Source organism: Stappia sp., assembly GCF_048268045.1.
GTDB lineage: Bacteria > Pseudomonadota > Alphaproteobacteria > Rhizobiales > Stappiaceae > Stappia.
In genome coordinates, this window is record NZ_JBLWWG010000004.1 from 240924 (window position 1) to 264148 (window position 23225).

Genomic DNA, 23225 nt, shown 5'->3' on the forward strand with positions numbered 1-23225 from the left:
GCCGGAAACCGGCCCGGATTGACGCGATGCGGCGCAAGGCGGAAAGATCTGCGTATGACCAAGTCCCCGGTGTCCGCCGCGCGTCCGAGCGCCGGCGGCTTCATGGATCTGGCGCTTGCCGAAGCGCGCGCCGCGGCGGCGCGCGGCGAGGTGCCGATCGGCGCGGTGCTGGTGCGCGACGGCGTGCTGCTCGCCGCCGATGGCAACCGCACGCTCGAGCTTTGCGACCCCACTGCCCATGCGGAGGTGCAGGTGATCCGCGCCGCTTGCGAAAAGCTCGCCAGTCAGCGCCTGCCGGATTGCGACCTCTATGTCACGCTCGAGCCCTGTCCGATGTGCGCGGCGGCGATTTCCTTCGCCCGCATTCGCCGGCTCTATTTCGGAGCGGGCGACCCGAAGGGCGGTGCGGTGGAAAACGGCGTGCGGCTTTTTGGCCAGCCGACCTGCCACCATGCGCCGGAGGTCTATTCCGGATTGGCGGAGGCCGATGCGGCGGGCCTGCTCAGGGATTTCTTCCGCGACAGGCGCGACTGAAGCGGAGGCGGCGCGGCCGCAAAAGGGAGGAAACGACAATGATCGCCGTGATTTTCGAGGTCTGGCCGAAGGATGGCCACAGGGGCGCTTATCTCGACATCGCCGCCGAACTGAAGCCGCTGCTGGTCGAGGCCGACGGCTTTCTGTCCGTCGAGCGCTTCGAAAGCCTGGCGGAGCCGGGCAAGCTCCTGTCGCTGTCCTTCTGGCGCGACGAAGAGGCGGTTGCCGTGTGGCGCAAGACGGCGGAGCACCGGCTGGCGCAGGCGGCCGGTCGCAACACGCATTTCGCCGGCTACCGCCTGCGGGTTGCCGGGGTGATCCGCGATTACGGCATGGATGCGCGCGACGAAGCGCCGGCGGACAGCCGCGCCCGGCTGGAAGGCTGAAGGACGCCTATCCGCCCGGCAGCACCAGCACGCGCGCCCGCTCCGGCAGCTCCGCGCGGCGGGCGACGAAAAGCGGGCCGGCGGAGCGCGCCACCTCGTAGCCCTCGACGGCCATGCGCGCCAGGAAGCTCTCGAGCGAGCCATGGGTATGGGAGTGCATCGGAATGACGATGCGCGGCTTCAGCGAGGAAAGCACCGCGACCATGCTGTCGAGCCGCAGGGTCGTGGCGTTGTCGACCGGCGCCATGACGATGTCGATGGTCCCCAGCCGCGCCAGGTCCTCGTCGGTCAGCCGGTGGTGCAGATGGCCGAGATGGGCGATGCACAGGTCCGCCACCTCGAAGACGAAGATCGAATTGCCGAGCAGGCGCGTCTCGCCGCCCCAGGTGCGCGTCGCGGTCTGGAGATTGCGGATGCGCACGTCCTCGACGGTGAGGTCGTGGGTCATCGGCCCGCCGGCCGGGTTCCAGCCCAGCAGAACGTGCTCGATCTCCGGCTCGGGATCCGGGGTGAAATGGGTGCGATGCGCGCCATTCATGGTGACCACGCGCGGCAGCCGTGCCGGGCGGTGGACGGCGTTGTAATCGGTTGCGATCCGCACGCCCTTCGGCGTTTCGATCTCGAAGGTCGCGTGGCCGATGTAGCGGATCGCAACCTCGTCGGTGGCAAGGCTCGCCCGCAGCAGCGGAAAGTCGTCCGCGTTGGCAAGAAGCTGGCAGGACGCCCGAGCTCCCGGCAGGCCGGCGGCAAGCATCGTAAGCGCGGCCGCGACGACAATGGCGGCGCGGCGCGGAAGTCGGGCTGGCATGGCGTCACGCTCCGGGCTGTCCTAACGTAAGGTGAAGGATAGCGCCGGAGGCTGGCGGTTCAAGCTGTTGTGCCGTCCTTTTCGAACCGCTCGATCATTGCCGCGAGCTCGCGCTTGACCTGCTCGCGCATGGGCTCGGCGCGCGCGAGGATCTCCTCGGTCTTGAGGAAGTCGAGCACCCGATAGCCGGGAATGTCGGGTTTCACGAGAATGTCCGGCGCGCGGTTCTTCAGCTTTTCCACGGTGATGGACTGCATGAGAACCTGGATCGAGCCGAACAGCGCATCGCCGGCGCGCGGGATCCTTCGCCCCTTGCGCGGCATCGGCGAGCCGACCACGTCGCTGGCGACGACGATGTCGAGGTCAGGGGGCAGCGCATCGAACGGCAGCGGGTTGACGATGCCGCCGTCGACCAGCACCCGGTCCTCGTAGTTCACGGGCTTGAACAGCGCCGGGATCGCCATGGAGGCGGCGACCGCGCTGGGCAGGCTGCCCTGCGCGAGCGTGACGGCGCAGCAGGCGTAGAAGTCGGTGGCGATGACGCTGAGCGGGATCTCCAGTTCCTCGAAACTGTCGGGGATGCTCTCGCCAACGAAGGTCTCGAGAACGCGCAGCGCGTCGAACTGCATGAGGCCGGGGGAGCCGAAGAAGTCGCCGAAGCGGCGGGGCCGAAGCTTCCAGAGACGCGCCAGCACCGCGTTGCGGTCGCGGAAGGTGGTGGTGGCAATCTCGCGCAGCGCCTCGCCGGAGAGCCCGCCCGCATAGCCGGCGGCGAAGATCGCACCGATCGATGTGCCGGACATGGCGGCCGGCCGCACGCCGAGGTCGTCCATGGCCTCCAGCACGGGCACATGCGCCATGCCGCGCGCGCCGCCGCCGCCGAGCGCGATGCCGATCCTCGGTGCTGTCATGAAACCGTCTCCGCCATTCCGTCTTCCGTCTGCCTCGGGCAATGGGCCTTAGGGACAAAAAGCGGAGCCATTGTGACAAGCCTCGAGATGCTCAGGCGCGGCCGGCAGGCTTGCGCAGCAGCGTCGGCGTGCGGTTGAAGGGGGCCTTTTGCGGGACGAGGTCATGTTTGGCGGCGAAGGCGTCGAGCGCGTCGCTGGCGCCGGCGACCGCGTTGTAGTCGTCGACGACGATGATGCCGCCGGGCACGACGCGCGGATAGAGCGTTTCCAGCGCAAAGACGGTGGGCTCCATCACGTCCATGTCGAGATGAAGAAGCGCGATGCGCTGGGCGGCGTTGGCCTCCAGGAAGGCAGGCAGCGTGTCGAAGACATTGCCGGCGACGAGCTCCACATTGGCAAAGCCCTTGGCGGCGACGAGACCGGCGACCTCCTCGCGCGCGAGACCCTCGCCGCCCGCCCCCTCGAACCGCTCGACGAATGCCCGGTCGGCGGAAAGCGACAGCGCCTCGCGGGGGAAGGCGCCAAAGGCGTCGAACCCGACGATGCGCCGGGCGTGATCGCCCTCGAGCAGGTGGCGGAAGGTGGCGAAGCGCAGCAGCGAGGCGGCCTTGAAGACGCCGAACTCGAGCAGATCGCCGGGCAGCGGCACAATCTGCTTGTAGATCTCGAAATGGGCGAGCGCCTTGGCGAGCCGGCTCGGATGGGAGAACCAGGCGAAGCCGTTCTCGTAGTCCCAGACGTCCCGGGCGCTGAGCCCTCTCAGGTCGCGGGGAAATCGCTCGTCGGACATCGGCTCTCCTGTCGTCCTCATGCGTCAGCTTGCGGCGCGGCTGGAGGGAACCACGGCGGCCGGTCGCATTCAACCGGCAATGCGGCGCGCCGGCGCGGGTTTTCACCGTGGTGCATGTCGCGCGAGCCAAGCGGGCCGAGCGGATGACGGATGGCGGGGTGCGTTTGCGTCCGCGCGTCGTGCTAGTCTGCGCGGTATCCGGCACCGCACGCCGGATTCGCAAGCAATTCATCAAGATCGGGCGCCGGGCGCGGTCCAACGCCTGAACAAACGGAAGGCCCTCATGGCAAGCGACGTCGCGCCGCCCTTCTTTGCCGAATCCATGCTGTTCCTGACGGCGACCGTGGTCGCCGTGCCGTTGGCGAAGCGCGTCGGCCTTGGCTCCGTGGTCGGCTATCTGGCCGCCGGAATGGCGCTCGGCCCCTATGGGTTCGACTTCATCGCCTCCGCCGGGGATGTGCTTGGCGTCGCTGAACTCGGCGTGGTGCTGCTGCTGTTCGTCATCGGCCTGGAGCTGGAGCCGGCGCGTCTGTGGAAAATGAAGGGCGACATCTTCGGGCTCGGCACCTCGCAGGTGCTCGCCTGCGGCGCGGCGATGACCGGGCTTTTGCTGCTGGCCGGGAAGTCGCCGGAAGTCTCCGTCATCGCCGGTTTCGGCCTGGCTCTGTCCTCCACCGCTTTCGCGCTGCAGATTCTGCAGGAGCGCGGCCAGCTCACAACCTCATACGGCCAGCGCGCCTTCGGCATCCTGCTGCTGCAGGACATGGCGATCGTGCCGCTGCTGGCACTGGTCCCGATCCTGGCGCCCCACACGGGGCCGTCCTCCGGACGCGAGGTGTTTGTCGAACTCGGCATCACCATCACGGCGGTGGGCGGCGTGATCTTCGCCGGGCGCTATCTGCTGACGCCGCTGTTCACGCTGCTGTCGGCGGTGCGGGCGCGCGAGGTCATGCTCGCGGCGGCGCTTCTCGTGGCGCTCGGCAGCGGCGGGGTGCTGCATGCGGCGGGCCTGTCGATGGCGCTCGGAGCCTTCCTCGCCGGCGTGATGCTGGCGGAATCGAGCTTCCGCCACACGCTCGAGGCCGATATCGAGCCCTTCCGCTCGCTGTTGATGGGACTGTTCTTCATCTCCGTCGGCATGTCTCTCGATCTTTCCGTCGTGCTCGGGCGCTGGGAGCTGCTGCTTCTCGGCGTCGTCGGGGTGATGTCGGTCAAGGGCGGCCTGATCTGGGGGCTGTCGCGGATCTTCGGATCGTCCAACTCGGATGCGCTGAAGATTGCCGTCACGCTGCCGCAGGGCGGCGAGTTTGCCTTCGTGCTCTTCACCACGGCGGGTGCCGCCGGCATTCTCGGCGGCGAGGAGCAGACGCTGCTTCTGGCCGTCGTCGTCGTCACCATGCTGATGACCCCGCTCGGCTGCGCGGTGCACGATCTGGTGGCGCGCCGGTTGCAGAAGCATGGCGTCGAGAGCGACGCCATCGAGGTCTTCGCCGATACGCGGCCGGCGGTGATGGTCGTCGGCTTCGGCCGCTTCGGCATGCTGGTGGCACAGATGCTGACCTCCGAGGAGATCGAGATCATCGCCCTCGACAATCGTCCGGAGCGCGTCGCCTACGCCAGGAAGCTCGGCTACAAGGTCTTCGTCGGCGACGCCACCCGCGCAGATGTGCTCAAGGCGGCCGGCGGCGACGGTGCCGTGCTGATCGCGCTGTGCATCGAGAACGACCGGGTGATGGGGCAGGCGATCCAGATCGTCCGGGAGAATTTCCCAAAGGCCAAGCTGTTCTGCCGGGCGACCGACCGGGCCCACGCGCTCGACCTGATCCGGCTTGGCGTCGACTACCACATCCGCGAGACCTTCGAATCTGGCGTCACCTTCGGCCGCGCCGCTCTTGGCGAACTGGGCATCGCTCCGGAGCGGGTGGAGGAAATCGAGGAGGATCTGCGTCTGCGCGACCGGCAGGGCATGGAGCTCCAGCTCCGCGACGGGCCGAAGGCCGGCGACGAGGGCATGACGCCGCGCCGGTCCCCCGGGCGCGGCGGGGAGCCGGAGCGGGAAGAGGGCTGAGTTGCAAGATCGGCTGTGGCCAATCCGGGACGCGCCCGCTATTTAGGGGGCTCAACCTTGCAAGGACACGGCATGAGCGGCCGACGCGCTCCGCCAGGCGGCGCCAGACGGACCGCGAGAGGCAGAAAAATGATGAACCGACTGGAAACTCCCCGCGCCGAAGGCGAGGCGCGCGTGCGCTATCTCGACGCCGACTATCAGCTTCTGTCGCCGGGCACCTTCGTGCGCTGCGCCGTCACCGGCCAGTCGATCCCGCTGGACGAGCTGAAGTACTGGAGTGTCTCGCGCCAGGAGGCCTATGCCGACGCCCATGCCGCGCTCGCCCGCTACCGGGAAACCGGCAACCAGGCGTGAGCCGCCCGGGCCGAAGGGGCCGGCGGACAGGCTAGGGACGGGGCTGGCCGACCCGCCCGAGAATGAAATCGCGGAACCGCGCCGGCTGACCCATGTGCATCTCCACGGCAAGGACGGCGATCCGGTCGCGCAGCCGTGCGCGTGCACTTGCTGTCGGCACGCCCGTCAGGCGCGCCCGGTCCTTGGTGGTGGTGACGGGCAGCAGGTCTCCGGCCTCCGCCTCGGCGAGCAGCGAGCCGGCTTCCCCGTCGCTCAGGACATGATGATCGCCGAAGGCGCGGGTCGCGATGACCTCCGCGCCGGCCGCGCGCAGCGAGGCGAAGACCTTCTCCGGCCGCCCGATGCCGGCAAAGGCAAGCACCCGCCGTCCTGACAGGCCTGAGGCCGGATCCGGCCGGATCGCGGCTTCGAACACCGGAATGCCAAGGCTGTGCGCCCGCGCGACAATGCCGTGCGCGCCGGTGCCCGCGCCGACGACGACCAGCGCGTCGGCACGCGGCAGCTGCGCGCGCAGTGGCGCGCGCAAGGGGCCGGCAGGATGGCAAAGGCCGTTGCCGATGCCGGTCTCTGCATCGACGAGGACGAGGGACAGGGTCTTTTCCAGCGCCGGATTCTGGAAGCCGTCATCCATAATGAGGATGTCTCCGAGCGTCTCCGCGTGCCGCGCGCCGGCCACCCGGTCCGCGCTGACGACCGTCGGGCCGGCCTCGGCGAGAAGCAGCGCCTCGTCGCCGACTTCGGCAGCGGTGTGGCGGGCAAGATCGACCGCGACCGGCCCGCCGGCGCGGTTGCCGAGCGTTCCGCCGTAGCCGCGGGTCAGGAACACGGGATGCCAGCCGGCATCCGAAAGCAGGGTGCGGAGCGCCAGCGCCATGGGCGTCTTGCCGCTGCCGCCGGCGACGAAGTTGCCGACGCAGACAACCGGCAGGGCAGGGCGCGCCTGCGGCGGTCGCTGCATGCGCCGTGCCGAAATCGTGCCATAGATCCAGGAAACGGGGGCAAGCAGGCGCGCAAGCAGGCTCGGGCGTGTCCGCCACCAGAAGCCCGGCGCGCTCAGGCCCCCGCTCATGTCGTGCCCGGTCCGGTGCCGCCCCCGGCCGCCGGCGCCGCGAGAAGGGGCGTTAGCGCCTCGAGCGTGCGCGCGAGCGCGCCGCTGCCGGCGTCGACGACGCGTGCCGCCGTCGCGGCCCGGCGTGCGGCGAGCGCCGGATCTTCGAGCAGGCCGGCGACGGCCGCCCAGAGCGCTTCCTCGTCCTCGACCACATACGCACCGCCCGCGGCGATCAGCGGCGCGTAGATGTCCTCCAGATTGGACACATGTGGGCCGGTGAGGATGGCACTGTCGAGGCGAGCCGCCTCGAGCGGGTTCTGCCCGCCCTCGGAGACGAGAGACTTGCCGATGAAGGCAACCGGCGCGAGCCGGTAGAACAGGCCCATCTCGCCGATGGTGTCGGCGAGATAGATGTCGGTGTGCGTATCCATCGTTTCGGCTTCGGCGCGCCGGGTGACAGCGAGCCCGTGCCCGCGCAGCAGTGCGGCGATTTCCGCGCCGCGCTCGGGGTGGCGCGGCACCAGCAGGGTGAGAAGACCGGGAAAACGCGCCTTCAGCCGGGTGTGGACCCGCCCGACGATGGCTTCCTCTCCTTCGTGGGTACTGGCGGCAAGCCACACGGGGCGCCCGCCGATGGCGCGGCGCAGCTCCGCCAGCGCCTCCGGGTCGGCGGGCAGCGAGCGGCTGTCGAACTTGAGGTTGCCTGCGACGACGACGCGGCGTGCGCCGAAGGCGGCGAGGCGGCTTGCGTCGGTTTCGGTCTGGGCGAGGCAGAGAGCGATGCGCGAGAAGATCCGCCGCGCCAGCATCGGCACCCGCGACCAGCTTTTCTCGGAGCGCTCGGACATGGTGGCGCTGGCGATGACAAGCGGGATGTGGCGGTCGGACAGCGAGGTGATCGTCGTCGGCCAGATTTCCGATTCCAGCGTGATCGCCAGGTCTGGATGCCAGTGATCGAGGAAGCGGCCGATGTTGCCCGGCGTGTCGTAGGGGACGAACTGGTGGATGACGCCGGCACGGACGCGGCTTTCCGCAATGCGCGCGGAGGTGACCGTGCCGGTGGTCAAGAGCACCTTCGCGCCCTGGCACAAGAGCGCGGCGAGAAGCGGCTCGGCGGCGTTCATCTCTCCGACGCTGGCCGCGTGAAGCCACACCAGCCGGCCTTCGGGACGTGCCTGCGAGGCGTGGCCGAAGCGCTCGCCGCGCCGCTCCGGATCCTCCTTGCCGCGCCGGGCGCGCCGCGCCCACACGACCGCGAGCGCCGGATTGGCGATGCGGCCGAACAGCCGGTAACCGGCAAGCAGCGCCTCGCCGCAGAACCGCGACAGCAAACCGTCGACCGTCGCCTGTCCGCTCATGCCGGAGACCCCGCTGGGATCTTGCCGGCGGCGATGGCATAGGCGCGCTGGGTGACCGCTTCGAGGCTGGCCTTGACTTCGCCGCGCGCGCGCTCGATCGCGGCGTCGTCGGCACCCGGCGCGACGTGGATGATCTTGCCCATCGACAGCACGATGGTGCTGAAGGGCAGGTTGATCGTCGCCTTGTCCCAGGTTCGCAGGTGAATGTGGCGGCTGCTGGCCATGGCGAGCGGCACGATCGGCCGCCCCGAATGGCTGGCGAGCTTGACAATGCCGCTGCCCACGACGCCGCCAACCTTCGGCACGTCGGCGGTGAGCGCGATGCTCGCTCCCTGCTTCAGCGCCCGCATCAGCTCGATGAAGCCGCGCACGCCTCCGCGCTTGGCTATCTGGCGGGCGGTTTGTCCACCGGACCCGCGCACCAGGCCCATGCCGAGCTTGCGCGCCGCGATGGCGTTGATCTCGCCATCGGCGGAGCGGGAAATCATCACCCGTATGTCGAAATGCGGCGGTCGGCCGACGGGCAGCAGGAAATGCTGCCCGTGCCACATGGCGATGATGGCCGGAATTTCAGCTTCGAAGCGGTCGTAGAGGTCGGGGGGATCGAGGACGAACCGGCTGGTCTTGCGCACCCCCTGAAGGTAGGCGGCGAGCCCGTTGCCGAGAATGCCTTGAACGAGCGGGTGACGCCCGGCGCGTTTCAGCATGATGCGCCCCGCGCGGACCCGCCCCGACGAATGGATGCGGTCATCGCGTTGGGATCAGTTATCGTCGGTCTCCGGGTCGAGCAGCCGGTGCATGTGGACGATGAAGTAGCGCATGTGCGCATTGTCCACCGACTGCTGGGCCTTCTGCTTCCACACCTTGAGGGCGCTCGCATAGTTCGGGTAGATGCCGACGATGTCGAGATCGTCGAGATCGCGAAAGGTCACGCCGTCCGGGGTTTCAAGTTCACCGCCGAACACAAGGTGAAGCAACTGCTTGCCGGTTACTGCATCGCTCATGAGATGTCTCCGGATGTTCCTGTCGCGCTAGAAGGTCTCGGCCAGCATGGCCCGCAGGGGGTCGACCAGTGCCGGCGGCCCCGCGAGGAGGGCGGGGTGTCGGACGCTCGCACGGTTGTAGGACAGCGGTGTGCCGCTGAAGTCCTCCAGCCGTCCGCCCGCTTCCTGCACCAAAAGATCGGCCGCCGCAAGATCCCAGTCGCAGGCGTTTTCCCGGGCGAGCGCGAGATCCACATCCCCCGCCGCGACCATCGCCAGGCGAAGCGCCAGCGAGGGGATGTAGCCGACGCCTTCCAGGCCTGCCGACGCGAGCGCGGCCTTGCCGGTGATCGACTTCGGCCCGGCGACGCGGGCACCCGATAGGCTGCCGCGCGCGGAGATCCGCGCGGACGCGCCGTTGAGCGTGGCGCCTTCGCCAAGCGTGGCGCGATAGAGATCCCCACCGACGGGCCTGTAAACGACGGCGGCCACCGGCCGGCCGGCCTCGACGACGGCCAGCGCGACCGTCCATTCGCTGGACCCGGAGAGGAAGCCGCGCGTGCCGTCGATGGGATCGACGACGAAGCTGCGCCGCGCGCTCAGGCGGGAATTGTCGTCGACGGTCTCCTCGGACAGCCAGCCGTAGTCGGACCGCGCCGCGCGCAGCAGCTCGCCGAGGTGTCGGTCGACCGCGAGGTCCGCCTCCGAGACGGGAGAATCATTCTCCTTCGTCCAGCGGCGCGGGTCCTTGCGGAAGAACGACAGCGCAATCTCGCCGGCCGCGCGCGCGGCTTCGGCGAGAAGGTCCGTATCGGTGCGATTGGTCGGGGCGTCGCTCATCGGGGCATCACTCACCGGCAATGGCCATGTTCCTCACAAGCAGGCTCGGCACGGCATAGGCCGAGCGGGTGTCGAGATCGCTGCCGGGCACCAGACCCGCGAACATGTCGATCAGGTTTCCGGCGAGCGTGATTTCGCTCACAGGATAGGCGATTTCGCCGTCCTCGACCCAGAAACCGGATGCGCCGCGCGAATAGTCGCCGGTGATGCCGTTGACCCCGTGGCCGATCAGGTCGGTGACCAGCAGGCCGGTGCCCATCTCGGCAAGAAGCGCGTCCTGGGAATGGGTGCCCGGCGCGAGGGTCAGGTTCGTGGTCGAGGGGCTGGTGCCGGAGCCGCCGCGCGCTGCCCGGCCGTTCGATGCAAGACCGAGCTCGCGGGCGGAAGGCGTGTCGAGCAGCCATTGTTCGAGCACACCGCCCTTGACCAGCGTCAACGGGCGGGCGGGCCGGCCCTCGCCGTCGAACGGGCGGCTCGCCGGACCGCGCGGCACGGTCGGATCGTCGGTTACGGTGATGCCCGCGGGAAAGATCGCCTCGCCCATGCGGTCCTTCAGGAAGGAGGTTCCGCGGGCGATCGCGGCGCCGTTGATGGCGCCGGCGAAATGCCCCAGCAGCGTGCGTGCGGTGCGCGGCTCGTAGATGACGTCGCAGCGGCGCGTCGAGAGTTTGCGCGGGCGCATGCGGGCAACGGCGCGCGCGCCCGCCTTGCGGCCCACTTCGGTGGCGTCCGCCAGATCGGCGAGCCAGGTCCGTCCGTCATAGTCGTGATCGCGTTCCATCGCCGTTCCCTCTCCGGCGATGGCTGTCACCGAAACGCCGTGGCGGGAAACGAGATAGCCGCCGGAAAAACCATTGCTGGTGACCAGCACCAGCCCGGCGATGCGCCAGGAGGCGCTGGCGCCGCCGGACTTGCTGACCCCGGGCACACTGAGCGCCGCTGATTCCGCTACGCGGGCGCGGGTGGCAAGCGTGTCGGCGGCGACGGCGACGGGATCGAGAAGGTCGAGGTCGGCGATGTCGGTGGCAAGCTCGCTTGCCTCGACGAGGCCGGCGAAGGGATCCTCGGGGGCCGCGCGCGCCATGGCGACAGCGCGTTCGGCGAGACGCTCGGGATTGGCGAAGGAGTTGGAGGAGACGCTGGCGACGCGCTGGCCGCAGAAGACCCGCAGCGTCACGTCGTCGCCTTCGGAGCGTTCGCTCTCCTCCACCTTGCCGTCGCGCACGTCCGCGCCGAGCGCGATGCCGGTTGCGGCGACGACCTCGGCGGCATCGGCGCCTGCCTTGCGCGCGGCGGCGACGAGGCGCTCCGCGCCGTCCCTGAGGAGTGTCTGGTCGATGGGTTGCGTCAGCGTCATGAAGCGGGTTCCCGACTGGCTGGTGTCGCGCGCAAACCTAGTGGCCCGAACGCGGTGCGGCAAGGAAGGCGTGGCTGCTGGTCACGATTTGTTTGCCTTGTCCGGTGACCAATCCCTAACCCTGGTTGCAGACAGAAAAACTTAACCGTGATCGTTAAGCCGATCGGGACACGGGCTTGCTAGAGTTCTTTCCATCAGAGGCCATCATAACCGGCCCGATGGAGAGCGAATTGAAGCGTCAAACAGCCCAACAGGATGCCGTGTCGAACGGGTCGGGCCGCGCCAAGCGGCTCGACCCGGCCCAGATGCCGCATCGCTTTGCCGCCCGGGGAACGGGCTGCGGAGAGGCGGCGGAGGCTGTTGCCTTCGACGTCTACATCGACCCGGGGCAGGTCATCGTCAAGCGCCGGCTCGCCGGTCTGCCGCTGACCCTCGCCCAGCCGATGAGCGCCTTTCTGGGCGTCTTCGCCGAGGTCTCGCCGGGCGATGCGCCCGGATCCTTCAAGGCCCGTATCGGTCTCATGCACCGTGATCCGGCCCTGTCGATCGAACTGGCCAGCGACGAGGCCCTAGAGGTGCTTGCCGCCGACTGGCGCGCCTGGGCCGATGCGCTCTCGCTGCCGCTGCTGCTGGTGGAGGCGGATGGCCACATCACCCGGCTCGACGATCCGGTGACACCGGCGGGAGAGACAGGCACGATCCGTGGTCGCTGGCTGCCCACGCGCCGCCGCGTTGCAGCCCTCACGGCCCGTCGTCCGCGCTTCCTGGTGCGCCGCAAGGCCGGTCGGGCTATCGGCACGGCGCCGGTCCATCGCGGCGAACGCGAGATCATCGCCCGGACCTGACGCGGGAGGCCCCGGCCCCCCGCCTCTCTACCCCCGGCCAAGCCGCCAGGGCAGAGAAGGTGCCTGACCTAGAAAGGCGCCTGACTAGAGAAGCGCCTGGACGAGGGCGTCGGCGACGAGGCCGGCAAAGAGGATCCAGCCGTAGCCGCCGTTGGAGCGGAAGAGCTTCAGGCACTGATCGTTGTCGTCGATGTCGAGCACGATGATCTGCCGGGCGAGATGGCCGAGGCCGAGAACGAGTCCGGCGAAGGCCGCCGGCCCGGCGTCCGCGCCGAAGAATGCCAGCCCGAACAGCAGCGTCGCCCCCCCGTAGAGCGCGATCAGCGCGAGTTTCGTCCAGTCGCCGAAGAGCCGCGCCGTGGAATGAACGCCGACGATGGCGTCATCCTCCTTGTCCTGATGGGCGTAGATCGTGTCGTAGCCGATTGTCCACAGGATGCCGCCGGCATAGAGCGCGAAAGCGGGCCAGGCAAGGCTGCCGAAGGCTGCCGCCCAGCCCATCAGCGCGCCCCACGAAAAGGCGAGGCCGAGGAAGAGCTGCGGCCAGTTGGTGACCCGCTTCATGAACGGATAGATGGCCACGACCGCCAGCGAGCCGATGCCCAGGAGCACGGTGAACATGTTGAACTGCAGCAGTACGACGAGCCCGACCAGAGCCTGCGCGACAAGGAAGATCTTGGCCCTGAACGGCGTGACCTGTCCGGAGGGCAGGGGGCGCGAACGGGTGCGTGCCACCTTGTCGTCGATGTCCTGGTCGACGAGGTCGTTGTAGGTGCAGCCGGCCCCGCGCATGGCGATGGCTCCGACCATGAAGAGCACGAGGTGCCAGATGTCGGGCACCGGCCGGCCGCCGGCGATGGCGGCAAGTCCGGCGGACCACCAGCACGGCCACAGCAGCAGCCGCCAGCCGATCGGCCGCTCCCAGCGCGCGAGCCGGGCATAGGGCCTGAGCCAGTCCGGCGCCATCGTGTCGACCCAATGGCCGCGAACCGCGTCCGCGACCCGTCCCCTGACCGTGCCGTCGTTCATGCTTTCCACCGATGCGCTTGCGTGTTTCCCGGGTGATAGCGGCTTTGGCCGTCCGATGAAAGGCCGGGTCTTGTCTCTCCCGCCCGCGCGCTGTACCACCCGGGCGCGGCCGGCGGGTCGCGCGCGCCGGCGCAGGCCGGACGCGGACGTGGCACCAGACGGGACAGGCGCGCGATGAACATTCTTCTGATCGGATCCGGCGGGCGGGAACATGCGCTTGCCTGGGCGATGGCGCGCTCGCCGAAGTGCGACCGGCTTTATGTCGCGCCCGGCAATGCCGGCATCGCCGCGGAGGCGACCTGCATTGCGCTCGATGTCTCCGATCACGCCGCCGTCGTGACGTTCTGCCGCGATCACGAGATTGGCTTCGTCGTCGTCGGCCCCGAGGCCCCGCTGGTCGACGGTCTGGTCGACAGCCTGACCCGGGCCGGCATCATGGCCTTCGGCCCGCGCCAGGCGGCCGCCCGCCTCGAAGGGTCCAAGGGTTTCACCAAGGACCTGTGCGCGCGCGCCGGCATTCCCACCGCCGCCTATGGCCGCTTCTCCGATGCCGAGGCGGCGCGCGCGCATGTGCGCAAGGCAGGCGCGCCCATCGTCGTCAAGGCCGACGGGCTGGCGGCCGGCAAGGGCGTCATCATCGCCATGACCGAGGAGGAGGCGCTGGCGGCCATCGACGCCTGCTTTGACGGCGAGTTCGGCGCGGCCGGCGCGGAAGTGGTGGTCGAGGCGTTCCTGGAGGGCGAGGAGGCGAGCCTCTTCGTGCTTTCCGACGGCGTCAACGCGTTGCCGCTCGCCTCTGCCCAGGACCACAAGCGCGTCGGCGAGGGCGACACCGGTCCGAACACCGGCGGCATGGGGGCCTATTCGCCCGCGCCGGTGATGACGCCGGAGATGACCGAGCGGGCGCTCGCCGAAATCGTGCGCCCGACCATCGCCACGCTCGCCGCCGAGGGAACGCCTTTCGTCGGCGTGCTCTTCGCGGGACTGATGATCACCGCCGACGGGCCCCAGCTCATCGAATACAACGTCCGCTTCGGCGACCCCGAGTGCCAGGTGCTGATGATGCGGCTGCGCTCCGACATCGTCGATCTGCTCGTGGCCGCCTGTGAAGGGCGCCTCGGCGAGACGGAGGCCGACTGGCACGACGCCGTGGCGCTGACCGTCGTGCTGGCGGCCAAGGGCTATCCGGGGGTCTACGAGAAAGGCACCGAGATCCGCGGCCTCGATGCGCTCGAGGCAACGCCCGACCTCAAGGTGTTCCACGCCGGTACCCGCGCCGAGGGCGCGCGCATTCTCGCCAACGGCGGACGCGTGCTCAATGTGACGGCGATGGGCGCCACTGTCGCGGAAGCGCGCGCGCGCGCCTATGCCGCGATCGATCGCATCGATTGGCCCGAGGGCTTCTGCCGCCGGGATATCGCCTGGCGCGCGCTGGAGCGCGACGGACACTGACGCGCGGCGCGGTGCGAAGAGCTTCAGCTTCGGTTATTGCCTTGAACTGAAAGGGCAGCTCCCACATTCTCCTGTTGCGGGAGAGGGAAGCGCGTCATGTGTCGCGATCTCCGCAAGGGGGATATGGCGATGGTGGAAGCCGCGCGCGATCTCTTTCCGGGGTTTGCCGCGCGGCGGCTACCTGGAGAGGGAGTCGAGATTTTCTGCCGCATAGGCGGGGAGGGGCCGCCGCTTCTGCTGCTGCACGGATATCCGCAGACCCATGCCATGTGGCACGGCATCGCCGGCCGGCTCGCAGAGCATTTCACGGTCGTCGCGGCGGATCTGCGCGGTTACGGCCAGTCCGACGCGCCGGCGGGCGACGAGGGTCATCACCTCTATTCGAAGCGCGTGATGGCGCGCGACATGATTGCCGTCATGCGGGCGCTCGGTCACGAGCGCTTCGCGCTGGTCGGGCATGACCGCGGCGGCCGCGTCGGCTACCGGCTGGCGCTCGACCATCCCGAGCGCCTGACAGGGCTTGCCGTCCTCGATATCCTTCCGACCTACGACTACTGGCGCAACATGGATTGGCGCTACGCCATGGCGATCTATCACTGGACGTTCCTCGCCCAGCCCAGACCGCTGCCCGAACGGCTGATTGCCGGCGCGCCGGAGTTCTATCTCGATCACACGCTGGCGAGCTGGACGGCGACCAAGGACTTGTCCGCCTTCCACCCGGCGGCGCGGGCGGACTATCTCGCCTCGTTCTCGCAGCCCGAACGCCAGCACGCGGCCTGCGAGGACTACCGCGCCGGGGCGACCGTCGACATGGTTCTGGATACCAGCGACCGGGAGAGCGGCCATCGTATTTTCTGCCCGGTGCTGGCGCTGTTCGGCGCGGCTGGCCTTGCCGGCAAGACGGCGCTTCCGCTGAATACCTGGTCGGACTGGTGCGACAATGTTTCCGCCGCTGGCGTCGAGGCAGGCCACTTCCTGGTGGAGGAAAACCCGCAAGGCACGCTCGAGGTGCTGCTGCCGTTCCTGCTGGAGAACGCCGGCGCCTGAGGCGCCGACACATCCCGGGTCAGACGGCGGTGCCGCCGATGGTCATCTTGTCGATGCGCAGGGTCGGCTGGCCGACGCCCACCGGTACGCCCTGACCCTGCTTGCCGCAGGTGCCGATGCCCGGATCGAGCTGCAGGTCGTTGCCCACGGCCGAGATGCGGGTGAGCGCGTCCGGTCCGTTGCCGATCAGCATCGCCCCCTTGATCGGCGCGCCAACCTTGCCATTCTCGACCCTGTAGGCCTCGGTGCAGGAGAAGACGAACTTGCCGCTGGTGATGTCGACCTGGCCGCCGCCGAAGGAGACGGCGTAGATGCCGTCCCTGACGCCTTCGAGGATCTCACCCGGATCGCGGTCGCCGGCGAGCATGATCGTGTTGGTCATGCGCGGCATCGGAATATGGGCGAAGGACTGGCGTCGGCCGTTTCCGGTCGAGCGCACGCCCATCAGCCGCGCGTTCTGCCGGTCCTGCATGTAGCCGGTGAGGATGCCGTCCTCGATCAGCACGGTGCGGCCCGTCGGCGTGCCCTCGTCGTCGATGGTGAGAGAGCCGCGCCGGCCGCCGATGGTGCCGTCATCGACGATGGTGACGCCGCGCGAGGCGACCTGCTGACCCATCAGCCCGGCAAAGGCGGAGGTCTTCTTGCGGTTGAAATCGCCCTCAAGCCCATGGCCCACGGCCTCGTGCAGGAGAATGCCGGGCCAGCCGGGTCCGAGCACGACGTCGAAGCTGCCGGCCGGCGCCGGCACCGCCTCGAGATTGACCAGCGCCTGGCGCAGGGCCTCGTCGACGGCGTGTTTCCAGCTCTCTTGCGTGACGAAGGCATCCACCATGTCGCGACCGCCGAAGCCGTGTGATCCGGCCTCCTGGCGGGTGCCGTCGCCGGCGACGACCGAGACGCCGAAGCGCACCAGCGGGCGCACGTCGCGCACCCGGTGACCGTCGGCGCGCAGAATGTCCACCACCTGCCAGGAAGTGGCGAGCGAGGCGCTGACCTGGCGCACCTTGGGATCGCGTGCCCGCGCATAGGCGTCGATTTCCTCGAGCAGGCGTGCCTTTTCGGCAAAGCCCGGCGCGAGCAGCGGGTTGGCATCGGAGTAAAGCTTGCCGTTGGTCCCCTGCGGTGGCTCGCTGTAGGTGCCTGAATGGCCGGCGGTAACGGCGGAGACCGCGTCGGCAGCGCGCTTCAGCGCGGCGACCGAGATCTCGCCCGAATGGGCATAGCCGGCCGCCTCGCCGGCGACGGCGCGCAGGCCGAAGCCCTGCGAGGTGTCGTAGTTCGCGCCCTTGAGCCGGCCGTTGTCGAAGACGAGGCTTTCGGACTCCCTGTACTCCAGGAAGAGTTCTCCATCGTCGGCACCCGAAAGGGCGCTGGCGAGGATCCGGCGCGCCTCGTCCTCGCCGAGATCGGCGCCGGCAATGAGATCGATGGCGGGCTGGGTCACGAAAAGCCTCCTCGGCGTGGGCCGCAGGCGCGCGGGCGCTTGCCGGCGGCATCGGGACATGAGCTTGCCCGCCCCGCCAAAGAGGCCGGCGCGGACGGGAAAACAGAGGGGATGCGGCCTGGGCGTCCCGCGCCGCGATCCGTACTCAGGGCAGTGTGGCGAAGCCTTCGGAGAAGCCCTTCAGCGAGATCGGGATGCCGATGCCTTCTTCGGGTGTCTGGAAGATGACGAAGGTGGCGGCCTGGCCCTTCTGCATCTTCTCGAGCAGGTCGTCCTGCATCACGACCTCGACGATGCAGCCGTTCGGCAGGCAGCGCACGAAGCCGGCGCTGCCGACGTCGACGCCGTCGACCCGCAGGCCAAGGCCCATCGGCAGCAGCACGCCGAGCGGGGCCAGCACGCGCAGCAGGTAGGATTTCTTGTCGGCCGTCTTCAGGACGATCACGGACAGACCGACATTCTCGCGGTCGTCTGCGGTCACGTTCTGGATCAGCGCGCATTGCTCCTGCTGTGCGCCGGCGGGCGTGTCGCAGCGCATCTGCCAGTCGCCATGGACGGAACGCACCGCCCCTTGCGCGAAAGCGGCGGGCGTCGTGGCAAGAACATGGGCGAGAATGACGGCGGCTACAGCGGCCATGCGCATCATCGGCGATCTAGCAAGAGGCACAGGCGGAACTCCGTTGGCTCGCGGCTCGTCGTTGCGTCACGTCGCCTGAAGGGCCGACCCGTGCACCGTCTCTCCGCGCGGGAGACATGGCGGCATGATTCGCCCGAAAAGGACGCGACACTGCTTTTTCGTTCCTCGACAGGCCGATTTCAAGGCGAAAGACCGACAATGGGCGATCGCGCCTGTCCGGGACGTGGGAAAGATGCGGCGAGCCGGTCGGGGGAGCCACGCAACGCCCTGAATTGGCCGGAATTTGGGCATTCGCGAAACTAGTGCATTGCGCAATGCGGCCGCATGTGGTTTTTCATCCCCGCTTTGATCTTGATCATGCGCGGCTGCGGCGTTTTGACGCCCCTTCATGCCATGGCGAGGTAAGATACACTCCGCGCAAGGAACGTTCCGCAGGCTGGCTCGGCCCGTCCATGCAGACACGGCGAGCGCGGACAGGATACGGCGGCGGCACGCAAGGTCGCCCCGACGGGCACTTGCGATCCGGGCACGCGTCGGCCGCGTGCTGATCGCGAAGATGAAGAAATGACCCGCACGCTCCGGCAGGGGCGGGGGCAGGAAGGGAGCACGGACGTGACACAGATGGTCAAGCCGACACGGGTGTTCAAGCGTCTGATGGGCGTGGCGGCGGGCGCAATGACAGCGCTTGGCGGTTTCGTGGGCACCGCGCTCGCGGCGCAGCCGGAGCCCTGGAAGATCGACATGCAGCCGGCCGTCACCGAGGTGATGGGCGATGTCCGCTGGTTCAACCACTTCACGCTTGTCATCGTCACGGTCATCGTGCTGCTCGTGACGGCGCTCCTGGGGTGGTGCGTCCTGCGCTTCAACGCCAAGAGCAACCCGAAGCCCTCGCGCACCTCGCACAACACGATGATCGAAGTGGTGTGGACGCTGGCGCCGATCCTGATCCTCGTCGTGATCTCGATCCCCTCGTTCCGCCTTCTCTACAAGGAGCTCGAGGTGCCGGCCTATGACATGACCGTCAAGGCGACCGGCTATCAGTGGTACTGGGGCTACGAGTACACTGACGAGGGCATGGAAGACGTGGTCTTCGACAGCCTTCTGATTCGTGACGAGCAGGAGCGCAAGGCGCGCGCCGCCGACTTCAAGCGTCCGGAGAGCGAATATCCGCGCCTTCTGGCCGTCGACAACGAGATGATCGTGCCGATCGGCAAGGTCGTGCGTGTCCAGGTGACTGGCGCCGACGTGATCCACTCCTTCGCCATGCCGGCCTTCGGCGTGAAGGTCGATGCGGTCCCGGGCCGTCTGAACGAGACCTGGTTCCGCGCCGACCAGACGGGCATCTACTACGGCCAGTGCTCCGAGCTCTGCGGCAAGGATCACGCCTACATGCCGATCGCCATCCGCGTGGTCGAGCAGGCGCAGTACGACAAGTGGGCAGAAGGCGCCAAGACGGACGTCGAGGGCGCCACCAAGGAACTGATGGCCGCGATTGCGGCGTCGAACGGCACCGCTGCCGTCGAGACGCCGAAGGCGCTGGAACTCGCCGCGCGCTGATCGCGGTCGCGAATTTCCGCCGCGGACGGTTCGCCGCCCGCGGCTCACGGCGGACCTAAGGCGTCCGTCAACCGGAATCAAAACGAGGGAGCTGGAAGATGGCCTATGCAGCGCATGCGCAAGGCGACCATGACCATCCGACCGGATGGACGCGCTGGGTCTATTCGACCAACCACAAGGACATCGGTGTCCTCTATCTGATCTTCGCGATCATCGCGGGCATCATTGGCGGCGCGCTCAGCGTCGGCATCCGTCTGGAGCTGCAGGAGCCGGGTCTGCAGATCTTCTCCAACCCGCACACCTTCAACGTGTTCACGACCTCGCACGGCCTCATCATGATCTTCTTCATGGTCATGCCTGCGCTGATCGGCGGTTTCGCCAACTACTTCGTGCCGATCATGATCGGCGCGCCGGACATGGCGTTCCCGCGGATGAACAACATCTCCTTCTGGCTGCTTCCGCCGGCCTTCCTGCTGCTCCTGCTCTCGCTCTTTGTCGAGGGTCCGACGGGCGGCTTCGGATTCGGCGGCGGCTGGACGGCCTATCCGCCGCTCTCCTCGGCCGGTCCCGAGGGCCATCCGGGTCCCGCGATGGATCTCGCCATCCTGGCGCTGCACATCTCCGGTGCGTCGTCGATCCTGGGTGCGATCAACTTCATCACGACGATCTTCAACATGCGCGCTCCGGGCATGACGCTGCACAAGATGCCGCTCTTCGCCTGGTCGGTGCTCGTCACCGCGTTCCTTCTGCTGCTGTCCTTGCCGGTGCTCGCCGGCGGCATCACCATGCTGCTGACGGACCGCAACTTCGGCACCACGTTCTTCGATCCGGCCGGTGGCGGTGATCCGATCCTGTTCCAGCACCTGTTCTGGTTCTTCGGTCACCCCGAGGTGTACATCCTGATTCTGCCGGCCTTCGGCATTGTCAGCCACATCATCTCGACCTTCGCCCGCAAGCCGATCTTCGGATACCTGGGCATGGCCTATGCCATGGTCGCGATCGGCGTTGTCGGCTTTATCGTGTGGGCGCACCACATGTACACGGTCGGTCTCGACGTGGACACGCAGGCCTATTTCGTCGCCGCGACGATGGTCATCGCGGTTCCCACGGGCGTGAAGATCTTCTCGTGGATCGCCACGATGTGGGGCGGCTCGATCACCTTCCGCACGCCGATGCTCTGGGCGGTCGGTTTCATCTTCCTGTTCACGGTCGGTGGCGTCACGGGCGTTCAGCTCGCCAACGCCGGTCTCGACCGCTCGCTGCACGACACCTACTACGTGGTGGCCCACTTCCACTACGTGCTGTCGCTCGGCGCGGTCTTCGGCATCTTCGGCGGCTGGTACTACTGGTTCCCGAAAATGTTCGGCTACATGTACAACGAGACCATCGGCAAGGCCCACTTCTGGATCACCTTCGTCGGCGTGAACATGATCTTCTTCCCGCAGCACTTCCTCGGTCTGCAGGGCATGCCGCGCCGCTACGTCGATTATCCCGACGCGCTCGCCGGCTGGAACGCTGTCTCCTCCTATGGGTCCTACATCTCGGCCTTCGCGGTCCTGGTGTTCCTGTTCGGCATCGTCGAGGCTTTCTCCAAGAAGCGCGTCGCCGGCAACAACCCGTGGGGCGAGGGTGCAACGACGCTGGAGTGGACCCTGTCCTCCCCGCCGCCCTACCACCAGTTCGAGGTCCTGCCGCGCATCAAGTAAGCGGCACGGCTGAAAACGATACCCGCGCCGCGGCTCTCCGCGGCGCGGTCTTTCCGTCGGACCGAAAGGCCCGGCGGCGGCGCGATGACAAAGGGACGGCCTGGAGCCGGACCGCGATGTCCGCGCACGAGACTTCGAGACCGGCTCCCGTCCGGGAGAGGCATAGGGCCGCGCAAGCGCTCGCGCCTGACGGGAAACGGGATGGGCCTGCCCCCGGATGGCGGGCGAACGAGACGAAGAGCAGAACATGTCGCTTGCTGAACTTCGGGACGGGCCGCTTGACGACGTCGCCGCCTTTGGCGGTGAGGGAGAGGTCCGCGATTATCTCGCGCTGCTGAAGCCGCGGGTCATGTCGCTGGTCGTGTTTACCGCGCTGGTCGGCATCCTGATCGCGCCGGGCGAGCTGCATCCGGTGCTTGGCCTCGTCGCGATCCTGTGCATCGCCATCGGTGCCGGCGCGTCCGGCGCGCTCAACATGTGGTACGACGCCGACATCGACGCGGTGATGTCGCGCACCCGCAAGCGGCCAATCCCGGCCGGTCGCATCGCGCCGAACGAGGCACTGGCCTTCGGCCTGACGCTCTCGGCGTTTTCGGTTGCGATCCTGGGGCTTGCCGTCAACTGGCTGGCGGCCGGCCTGCTCGCCTTCACGATCTTCTTCTACGCCGTCGTCTACACGATGTGGCTGAAGCGCTCGACGCCGCAGAACATCGTTATCGGCGGCGCCGCGGGGGCCTTCCCGCCGATGATCGGCTGGGCGGCGGTGACGGGCGATGTCAGCCTGCACAGCTCGATCCTGTTCCTCATCATCTTCATGTGGACGCCGCCGCACTTCTGGGCGCTGTCTCTGTTCAAGCGCGGCGACTATGAGGATGCGCGCATCCCGATGCTTCCCGTCGTCGCCGGCGAGGATACGACCCGCACCCACATCCTGGTCTATTCGATCCTGCTTGCACCCATTGGGGTCGCGCCGGCGCTGCTCGGGTTCGCCTCGCCGGCCTATGGCGTGATCGCCGGGGTCCTGGGCGCCATCTTCGTCGCCTATGCCGTTGCCGTCTTCCTCAGGCGCGAGGGCGATGGCGCGCGCAAGGCGGCGGTGGCGCTTTTCAAGTTCTCGCTGGTCTATCTCTTCCTCGTCTTCGCCTTGCTGTTCGCCGATACGCTGGCCGGCGATCTCTTCCCTGCATTCTGGTTTCCGGGGGCGGCATGAGCGAGAACGACGGCATTCGCCAGACGGAAGAGCAGAAGCGGCGTCAGCGCGCACGCTCGAGAGCCATCGGCATCACGCTTGGCGTGCTGGCGGTGCTCTTCTTCGTCATCACCCTGGTCAAGATGGGGCCGGGGATCATGAACCGCCCGCTCTAGGAGGTGACGCACATGACGCAGGACAGCCAGACCCCGGTCACGCCGGAACAGACCTCGCAAGAGGTCCGCGCGGCGCGCATGGCGCGGGTCAACCGCCGCATCGGCGTCGCCGCCTTCTGCGGTGTGCTCGCCATGGTCGGCGCCGCCTATGCCGCCGTGCCGCTCTACCAGCTCTTCTGCCAGGTCACCGGCTATGGCGGCACGACGCAGCGCGCAGATGCCGACAGCGGCACGGTGATCGGCCGCAAGATCACCGTGCGGTTCGACGGCAACGTCAATGCGTCGCTGCCGTGGCGCTTCGGTCCCGACCAGCGCTCGGTGACGATCCGCATGGGCGAGACCAAGACCATTTCCTATCACGCGACCAATCTTGGCGCGGAGGCCAACACGGGCACGTCCGTGTTCAACGTCACGCCCTTCGAGGCGGGCGCCTACTTCAACAAGATCCAGTGCTTCTGCTTCACGGAGCAGCCGCTCAAGCAGGGCGAAAGAGCGGAAATGCCGGTGGTGTTCTTCGTCGATCCGGAGATGGACGAGAATCCGGAGTTGAAGCATATCAAGGAGATCACGCTCTCCTACACGTTCTTCCCGGCCAAGGAGCCGGAAACGCCCGTGGCCGCGAAGGCGACCAAGGCGGAAGACGCAAAAAACAACAACTTGTAGAATAACGTAGCCCGCCACTTGGGGGCGTTCAGAGAGAGAA

Annotated in this window: 24 protein-coding genes; 12 read left to right on the forward strand and 12 right to left on the reverse strand. The window is 68.1% G+C overall.

The annotated features are described in order from the left end of the window. The first annotated feature begins 54 nt into the window (after positions 1–54). Together ACN0WF_RS08490 and ACN0WF_RS08495 are read left to right on the forward strand one after the other, a co-directional pair. A complete protein-coding gene (locus ACN0WF_RS08490) occupies positions 55–534 on the forward strand; it encodes a nucleoside deaminase (RefSeq protein ID WP_417772371.1) in 480 nt (159 codons plus the stop codon). Between the two features lie 38 nt (positions 535–572). Further along, the gene (locus ACN0WF_RS08495; RefSeq protein WP_417772372.1) at positions 573–920 is read left to right on the forward strand and encodes an antibiotic biosynthesis monooxygenase family protein; all 348 of its coding nucleotides are present in this window, start codon (positions 573–575) and stop codon (positions 918–920) included. A gap of 7 nt (positions 921–927) precedes the next feature. Here the strand turns inward: ACN0WF_RS08495 and ACN0WF_RS08500 are convergent, their stop codons facing one another. From ACN0WF_RS08500 to ACN0WF_RS08510, 3 genes are all read right to left on the reverse strand, one after another. Further along, entirely contained in the window at positions 928–1728 is an 801-nt protein-coding gene (locus tag ACN0WF_RS08500) for an MBL fold metallo-hydrolase (RefSeq protein WP_417772373.1), read from the reverse strand. Between the two features lie 59 nt (positions 1729–1787). After that, positions 1788–2639 carry a patatin-like phospholipase family protein gene (locus ACN0WF_RS08505; protein WP_417772374.1) on the reverse strand — a complete coding sequence of 284 codons (852 nt, stop codon included), beginning with the start codon at positions 2637–2639 and terminating at the stop codon, positions 1788–1790. Positions 2640–2730: 91 nt separating this feature from the next. Next, the gene (locus ACN0WF_RS08510; protein WP_417772375.1) at positions 2731–3429 is read right to left on the reverse strand and encodes a TylF/MycF/NovP-related O-methyltransferase; all 699 of its coding nucleotides are present in this window, start codon (positions 3427–3429) and stop codon (positions 2731–2733) included. A 283-nt stretch (positions 3430–3712) separates the two neighbouring features. Between ACN0WF_RS08510 and ACN0WF_RS08515 the strand changes: the two genes are divergently transcribed. Beyond that, complete coding sequence (locus ACN0WF_RS08515) at positions 3713–5497, forward strand: monovalent cation:proton antiporter-2 (CPA2) family protein (RefSeq protein WP_417772376.1); 1785 nt, start codon at positions 3713–3715, stop codon at positions 5495–5497. 132 nt (positions 5498–5629) lie between these two features. Beyond that, a complete protein-coding gene (locus tag ACN0WF_RS08520) occupies positions 5630–5851 on the forward strand; it encodes a DUF2093 domain-containing protein (RefSeq protein ID WP_417772560.1) in 222 nt (73 codons plus the stop codon). A gap of 31 nt (positions 5852–5882) precedes the next feature. Here the strand turns inward: ACN0WF_RS08520 and lpxK are convergent, their stop codons facing one another. From lpxK to ACN0WF_RS08550, 6 genes are read right to left on the reverse strand one after another with little or no spacing between them, the layout of a single operon-like run. After that, positions 5883–6920, reverse strand: a complete 1038-nt coding sequence (gene lpxK / locus ACN0WF_RS08525) for a tetraacyldisaccharide 4'-kinase (protein ID WP_417772377.1) — start codon at positions 6918–6920, stop codon at positions 5883–5885. Continuing rightward, positions 6917–8260 (reverse strand): 3-deoxy-D-manno-octulosonic acid transferase, encoded by a 1344-nt coding sequence (locus ACN0WF_RS08530; protein ID WP_417772378.1) that lies wholly within the window; start codon positions 8258–8260, stop codon positions 6917–6919. The genes lpxK and ACN0WF_RS08530 overlap by 4 nt, the downstream gene beginning before the upstream one ends. Further along, on the reverse strand, positions 8257–8967 hold the full coding sequence (locus ACN0WF_RS08535) for a lysophospholipid acyltransferase family protein (RefSeq protein WP_417772379.1): 711 nt from the start codon (positions 8965–8967) through the stop codon (positions 8257–8259). The genes ACN0WF_RS08530 and ACN0WF_RS08535 overlap by 4 nt, the downstream gene beginning before the upstream one ends. A 54-nt stretch (positions 8968–9021) precedes the next feature. Beyond that, positions 9022–9264, reverse strand: coding sequence for a DUF4170 domain-containing protein (locus ACN0WF_RS08540; protein ID WP_417772380.1), 243 nt, complete (start codon positions 9262–9264; stop codon positions 9022–9024). Between the two features lie 27 nt (positions 9265–9291). Then, the gene (locus tag ACN0WF_RS08545; protein ID WP_417772381.1) at positions 9292–10083 is read right to left on the reverse strand and encodes a 3'(2'),5'-bisphosphate nucleotidase CysQ; all 792 of its coding nucleotides are present in this window, start codon (positions 10081–10083) and stop codon (positions 9292–9294) included. Between the two features lie 7 nt (positions 10084–10090). Beyond that, positions 10091–11434 carry a TldD/PmbA family protein gene (locus ACN0WF_RS08550; protein ID WP_417772561.1) on the reverse strand — a complete coding sequence of 448 codons (1344 nt, stop codon included), beginning with the start codon at positions 11432–11434 and terminating at the stop codon, positions 10091–10093. A 236-nt stretch (positions 11435–11670) separates the two neighbouring features. On the opposite strand from ACN0WF_RS08550, the gene ACN0WF_RS08555 reads away from it, so the two are divergent. Next, positions 11671–12285 (forward strand): DUF6101 family protein, encoded by a 615-nt coding sequence (locus ACN0WF_RS08555; RefSeq protein WP_417772382.1) that lies wholly within the window; start codon positions 11671–11673, stop codon positions 12283–12285. 84 nt (positions 12286–12369) lie between these two features. On the opposite strand, the gene ubiA is transcribed toward ACN0WF_RS08555, so the two are convergent. Beyond that, the gene (gene ubiA, locus ACN0WF_RS08560; protein ID WP_417772383.1) at positions 12370–13314 is read right to left on the reverse strand and encodes a 4-hydroxybenzoate octaprenyltransferase; all 945 of its coding nucleotides are present in this window, start codon (positions 13312–13314) and stop codon (positions 12370–12372) included. A 174-nt stretch (positions 13315–13488) separates the two neighbouring features. Here ubiA and purD point away from each other — a divergent pair, with 174 nt between their 5' ends. Next, complete coding sequence (purD, locus tag ACN0WF_RS08565) at positions 13489–14766, forward strand: phosphoribosylamine--glycine ligase (protein WP_417772384.1); 1278 nt, start codon at positions 13489–13491, stop codon at positions 14764–14766. 96 nt (positions 14767–14862) lie between these two features. Continuing rightward, positions 14863–15813, forward strand: coding sequence for an alpha/beta fold hydrolase (locus tag ACN0WF_RS08570; protein ID WP_417772385.1), 951 nt, complete (start codon positions 14863–14865; stop codon positions 15811–15813). 19 nt (positions 15814–15832) lie between these two features. Here ACN0WF_RS08570 and tldD read toward each other — a convergent pair whose 3' ends face one another. After that, positions 15833–17257 carry a metalloprotease TldD gene (tldD, locus tag ACN0WF_RS08575; RefSeq protein WP_417772386.1) on the reverse strand — a complete coding sequence of 475 codons (1425 nt, stop codon included), beginning with the start codon at positions 17255–17257 and terminating at the stop codon, positions 15833–15835. Positions 17258–17402: 145 nt separating this feature from the next. Beyond that, positions 17403–17894 (reverse strand): invasion associated locus B family protein, encoded by a 492-nt coding sequence (locus tag ACN0WF_RS08580; protein WP_417772387.1) that lies wholly within the window; start codon positions 17892–17894, stop codon positions 17403–17405. Between the two features lie 564 nt (positions 17895–18458). Between ACN0WF_RS08580 and coxB the strand changes: the two genes are divergently transcribed. The 5 genes from coxB to ACN0WF_RS08605 all read left to right on the forward strand — a co-directional run bounded on the left by coxB (position 18459) and on the right by ACN0WF_RS08605 (position 23185). Continuing rightward, positions 18459–19451 carry a cytochrome c oxidase subunit II gene (gene coxB / locus ACN0WF_RS08585; protein ID WP_417772388.1) on the forward strand — a complete coding sequence of 331 codons (993 nt, stop codon included), beginning with the start codon at positions 18459–18461 and terminating at the stop codon, positions 19449–19451. Positions 19452–19549: 98 nt separating this feature from the next. After that, the gene (gene ctaD, locus ACN0WF_RS08590; protein WP_417772389.1) at positions 19550–21157 is read left to right on the forward strand and encodes a cytochrome c oxidase subunit I; all 1608 of its coding nucleotides are present in this window, start codon (positions 19550–19552) and stop codon (positions 21155–21157) included. Positions 21158–21404: 247 nt separating this feature from the next. Beyond that, complete coding sequence (gene cyoE / locus ACN0WF_RS08595; protein WP_417772390.1) at positions 21405–22367, forward strand: heme o synthase; 963 nt, start codon at positions 21405–21407, stop codon at positions 22365–22367. Beyond that, entirely contained in the window at positions 22364–22522 is a 159-nt protein-coding gene (locus ACN0WF_RS08600) for a hypothetical protein (protein WP_417772391.1), read from the forward strand. The genes cyoE and ACN0WF_RS08600 overlap by 4 nt, the downstream gene beginning before the upstream one ends. A gap of 12 nt (positions 22523–22534) precedes the next feature. Continuing rightward, positions 22535–23185 carry a cytochrome c oxidase assembly protein gene (locus ACN0WF_RS08605; protein WP_417772392.1) on the forward strand — a complete coding sequence of 217 codons (651 nt, stop codon included), beginning with the start codon at positions 22535–22537 and terminating at the stop codon, positions 23183–23185. The last annotated feature ends 40 nt before the right edge of the window (positions 23186–23225 follow it).

What these genes read in the sequence shown, in the direction of transcription:
- ACN0WF_RS08490 (WP_417772371.1), top strand. Translation starts at nt 55, where the DNA reads ATGACCAAGTCCCCGGTGTCCGCCGCGCGTCCGAGCGCCGGCGGCTTC.
- ACN0WF_RS08495 (WP_417772372.1), top strand. Translation starts at nt 573, where the DNA reads ATGATCGCCGTGATTTTCGAGGTCTGGCCGAAGGATGGCCACAGGGGC.
- ACN0WF_RS08500 (WP_417772373.1), bottom strand. Translation starts at nt 1,728, where the DNA reads ATGCCAGCCCGACTTCCGCGCCGCGCCGCCATTGTCGTCGCGGCCGCG.
- ACN0WF_RS08505 (WP_417772374.1), bottom strand. Translation starts at nt 2,639, where the DNA reads ATGACAGCACCGAGGATCGGCATCGCGCTCGGCGGCGGCGGCGCGCGC.
- ACN0WF_RS08510 (WP_417772375.1), bottom strand. Translation starts at nt 3,429, where the DNA reads ATGTCCGACGAGCGATTTCCCCGCGACCTGAGAGGGCTCAGCGCCCGG.
- ACN0WF_RS08515 (WP_417772376.1), top strand. Translation starts at nt 3,713, where the DNA reads ATGGCAAGCGACGTCGCGCCGCCCTTCTTTGCCGAATCCATGCTGTTC.
- ACN0WF_RS08520 (WP_417772560.1), top strand. Translation starts at nt 5,630, where the DNA reads ATGAACCGACTGGAAACTCCCCGCGCCGAAGGCGAGGCGCGCGTGCGC.
- lpxK (WP_417772377.1), bottom strand. Translation starts at nt 6,920, where the DNA reads ATGAGCGGGGGCCTGAGCGCGCCGGGCTTCTGGTGGCGGACACGCCCG.
- ACN0WF_RS08530 (WP_417772378.1), bottom strand. Translation starts at nt 8,260, where the DNA reads ATGAGCGGACAGGCGACGGTCGACGGTTTGCTGTCGCGGTTCTGCGGC.
- ACN0WF_RS08535 (WP_417772379.1), bottom strand. Translation starts at nt 8,967, where the DNA reads ATGCTGAAACGCGCCGGGCGTCACCCGCTCGTTCAAGGCATTCTCGGC.
- ACN0WF_RS08540 (WP_417772380.1), bottom strand. Translation starts at nt 9,264, where the DNA reads ATGAGCGATGCAGTAACCGGCAAGCAGTTGCTTCACCTTGTGTTCGGC.
- ACN0WF_RS08545 (WP_417772381.1), bottom strand. Translation starts at nt 10,083, where the DNA reads ATGAGCGACGCCCCGACCAATCGCACCGATACGGACCTTCTCGCCGAA.
- ubiA (WP_417772383.1), bottom strand. Translation starts at nt 13,314, where the DNA reads ATGAACGACGGCACGGTCAGGGGACGGGTCGCGGACGCGGTTCGCGGC.
- purD (WP_417772384.1), top strand. Translation starts at nt 13,489, where the DNA reads ATGAACATTCTTCTGATCGGATCCGGCGGGCGGGAACATGCGCTTGCC.
- ACN0WF_RS08570 (WP_417772385.1), top strand. Translation starts at nt 14,863, where the DNA reads ATGTGTCGCGATCTCCGCAAGGGGGATATGGCGATGGTGGAAGCCGCG.
- ACN0WF_RS08580 (WP_417772387.1), bottom strand. Translation starts at nt 17,894, where the DNA reads ATGGCCGCTGTAGCCGCCGTCATTCTCGCCCATGTTCTTGCCACGACG.
- coxB (WP_417772388.1), top strand. Translation starts at nt 18,459, where the DNA reads ATGACCCGCACGCTCCGGCAGGGGCGGGGGCAGGAAGGGAGCACGGAC.
- ctaD (WP_417772389.1), top strand. Translation starts at nt 19,550, where the DNA reads ATGGCCTATGCAGCGCATGCGCAAGGCGACCATGACCATCCGACCGGA.
- cyoE (WP_417772390.1), top strand. Translation starts at nt 21,405, where the DNA reads ATGTCGCTTGCTGAACTTCGGGACGGGCCGCTTGACGACGTCGCCGCC.
- ACN0WF_RS08600 (WP_417772391.1), top strand. Translation starts at nt 22,364, where the DNA reads ATGAGCGAGAACGACGGCATTCGCCAGACGGAAGAGCAGAAGCGGCGT.
- ACN0WF_RS08605 (WP_417772392.1), top strand. Translation starts at nt 22,535, where the DNA reads ATGACGCAGGACAGCCAGACCCCGGTCACGCCGGAACAGACCTCGCAA.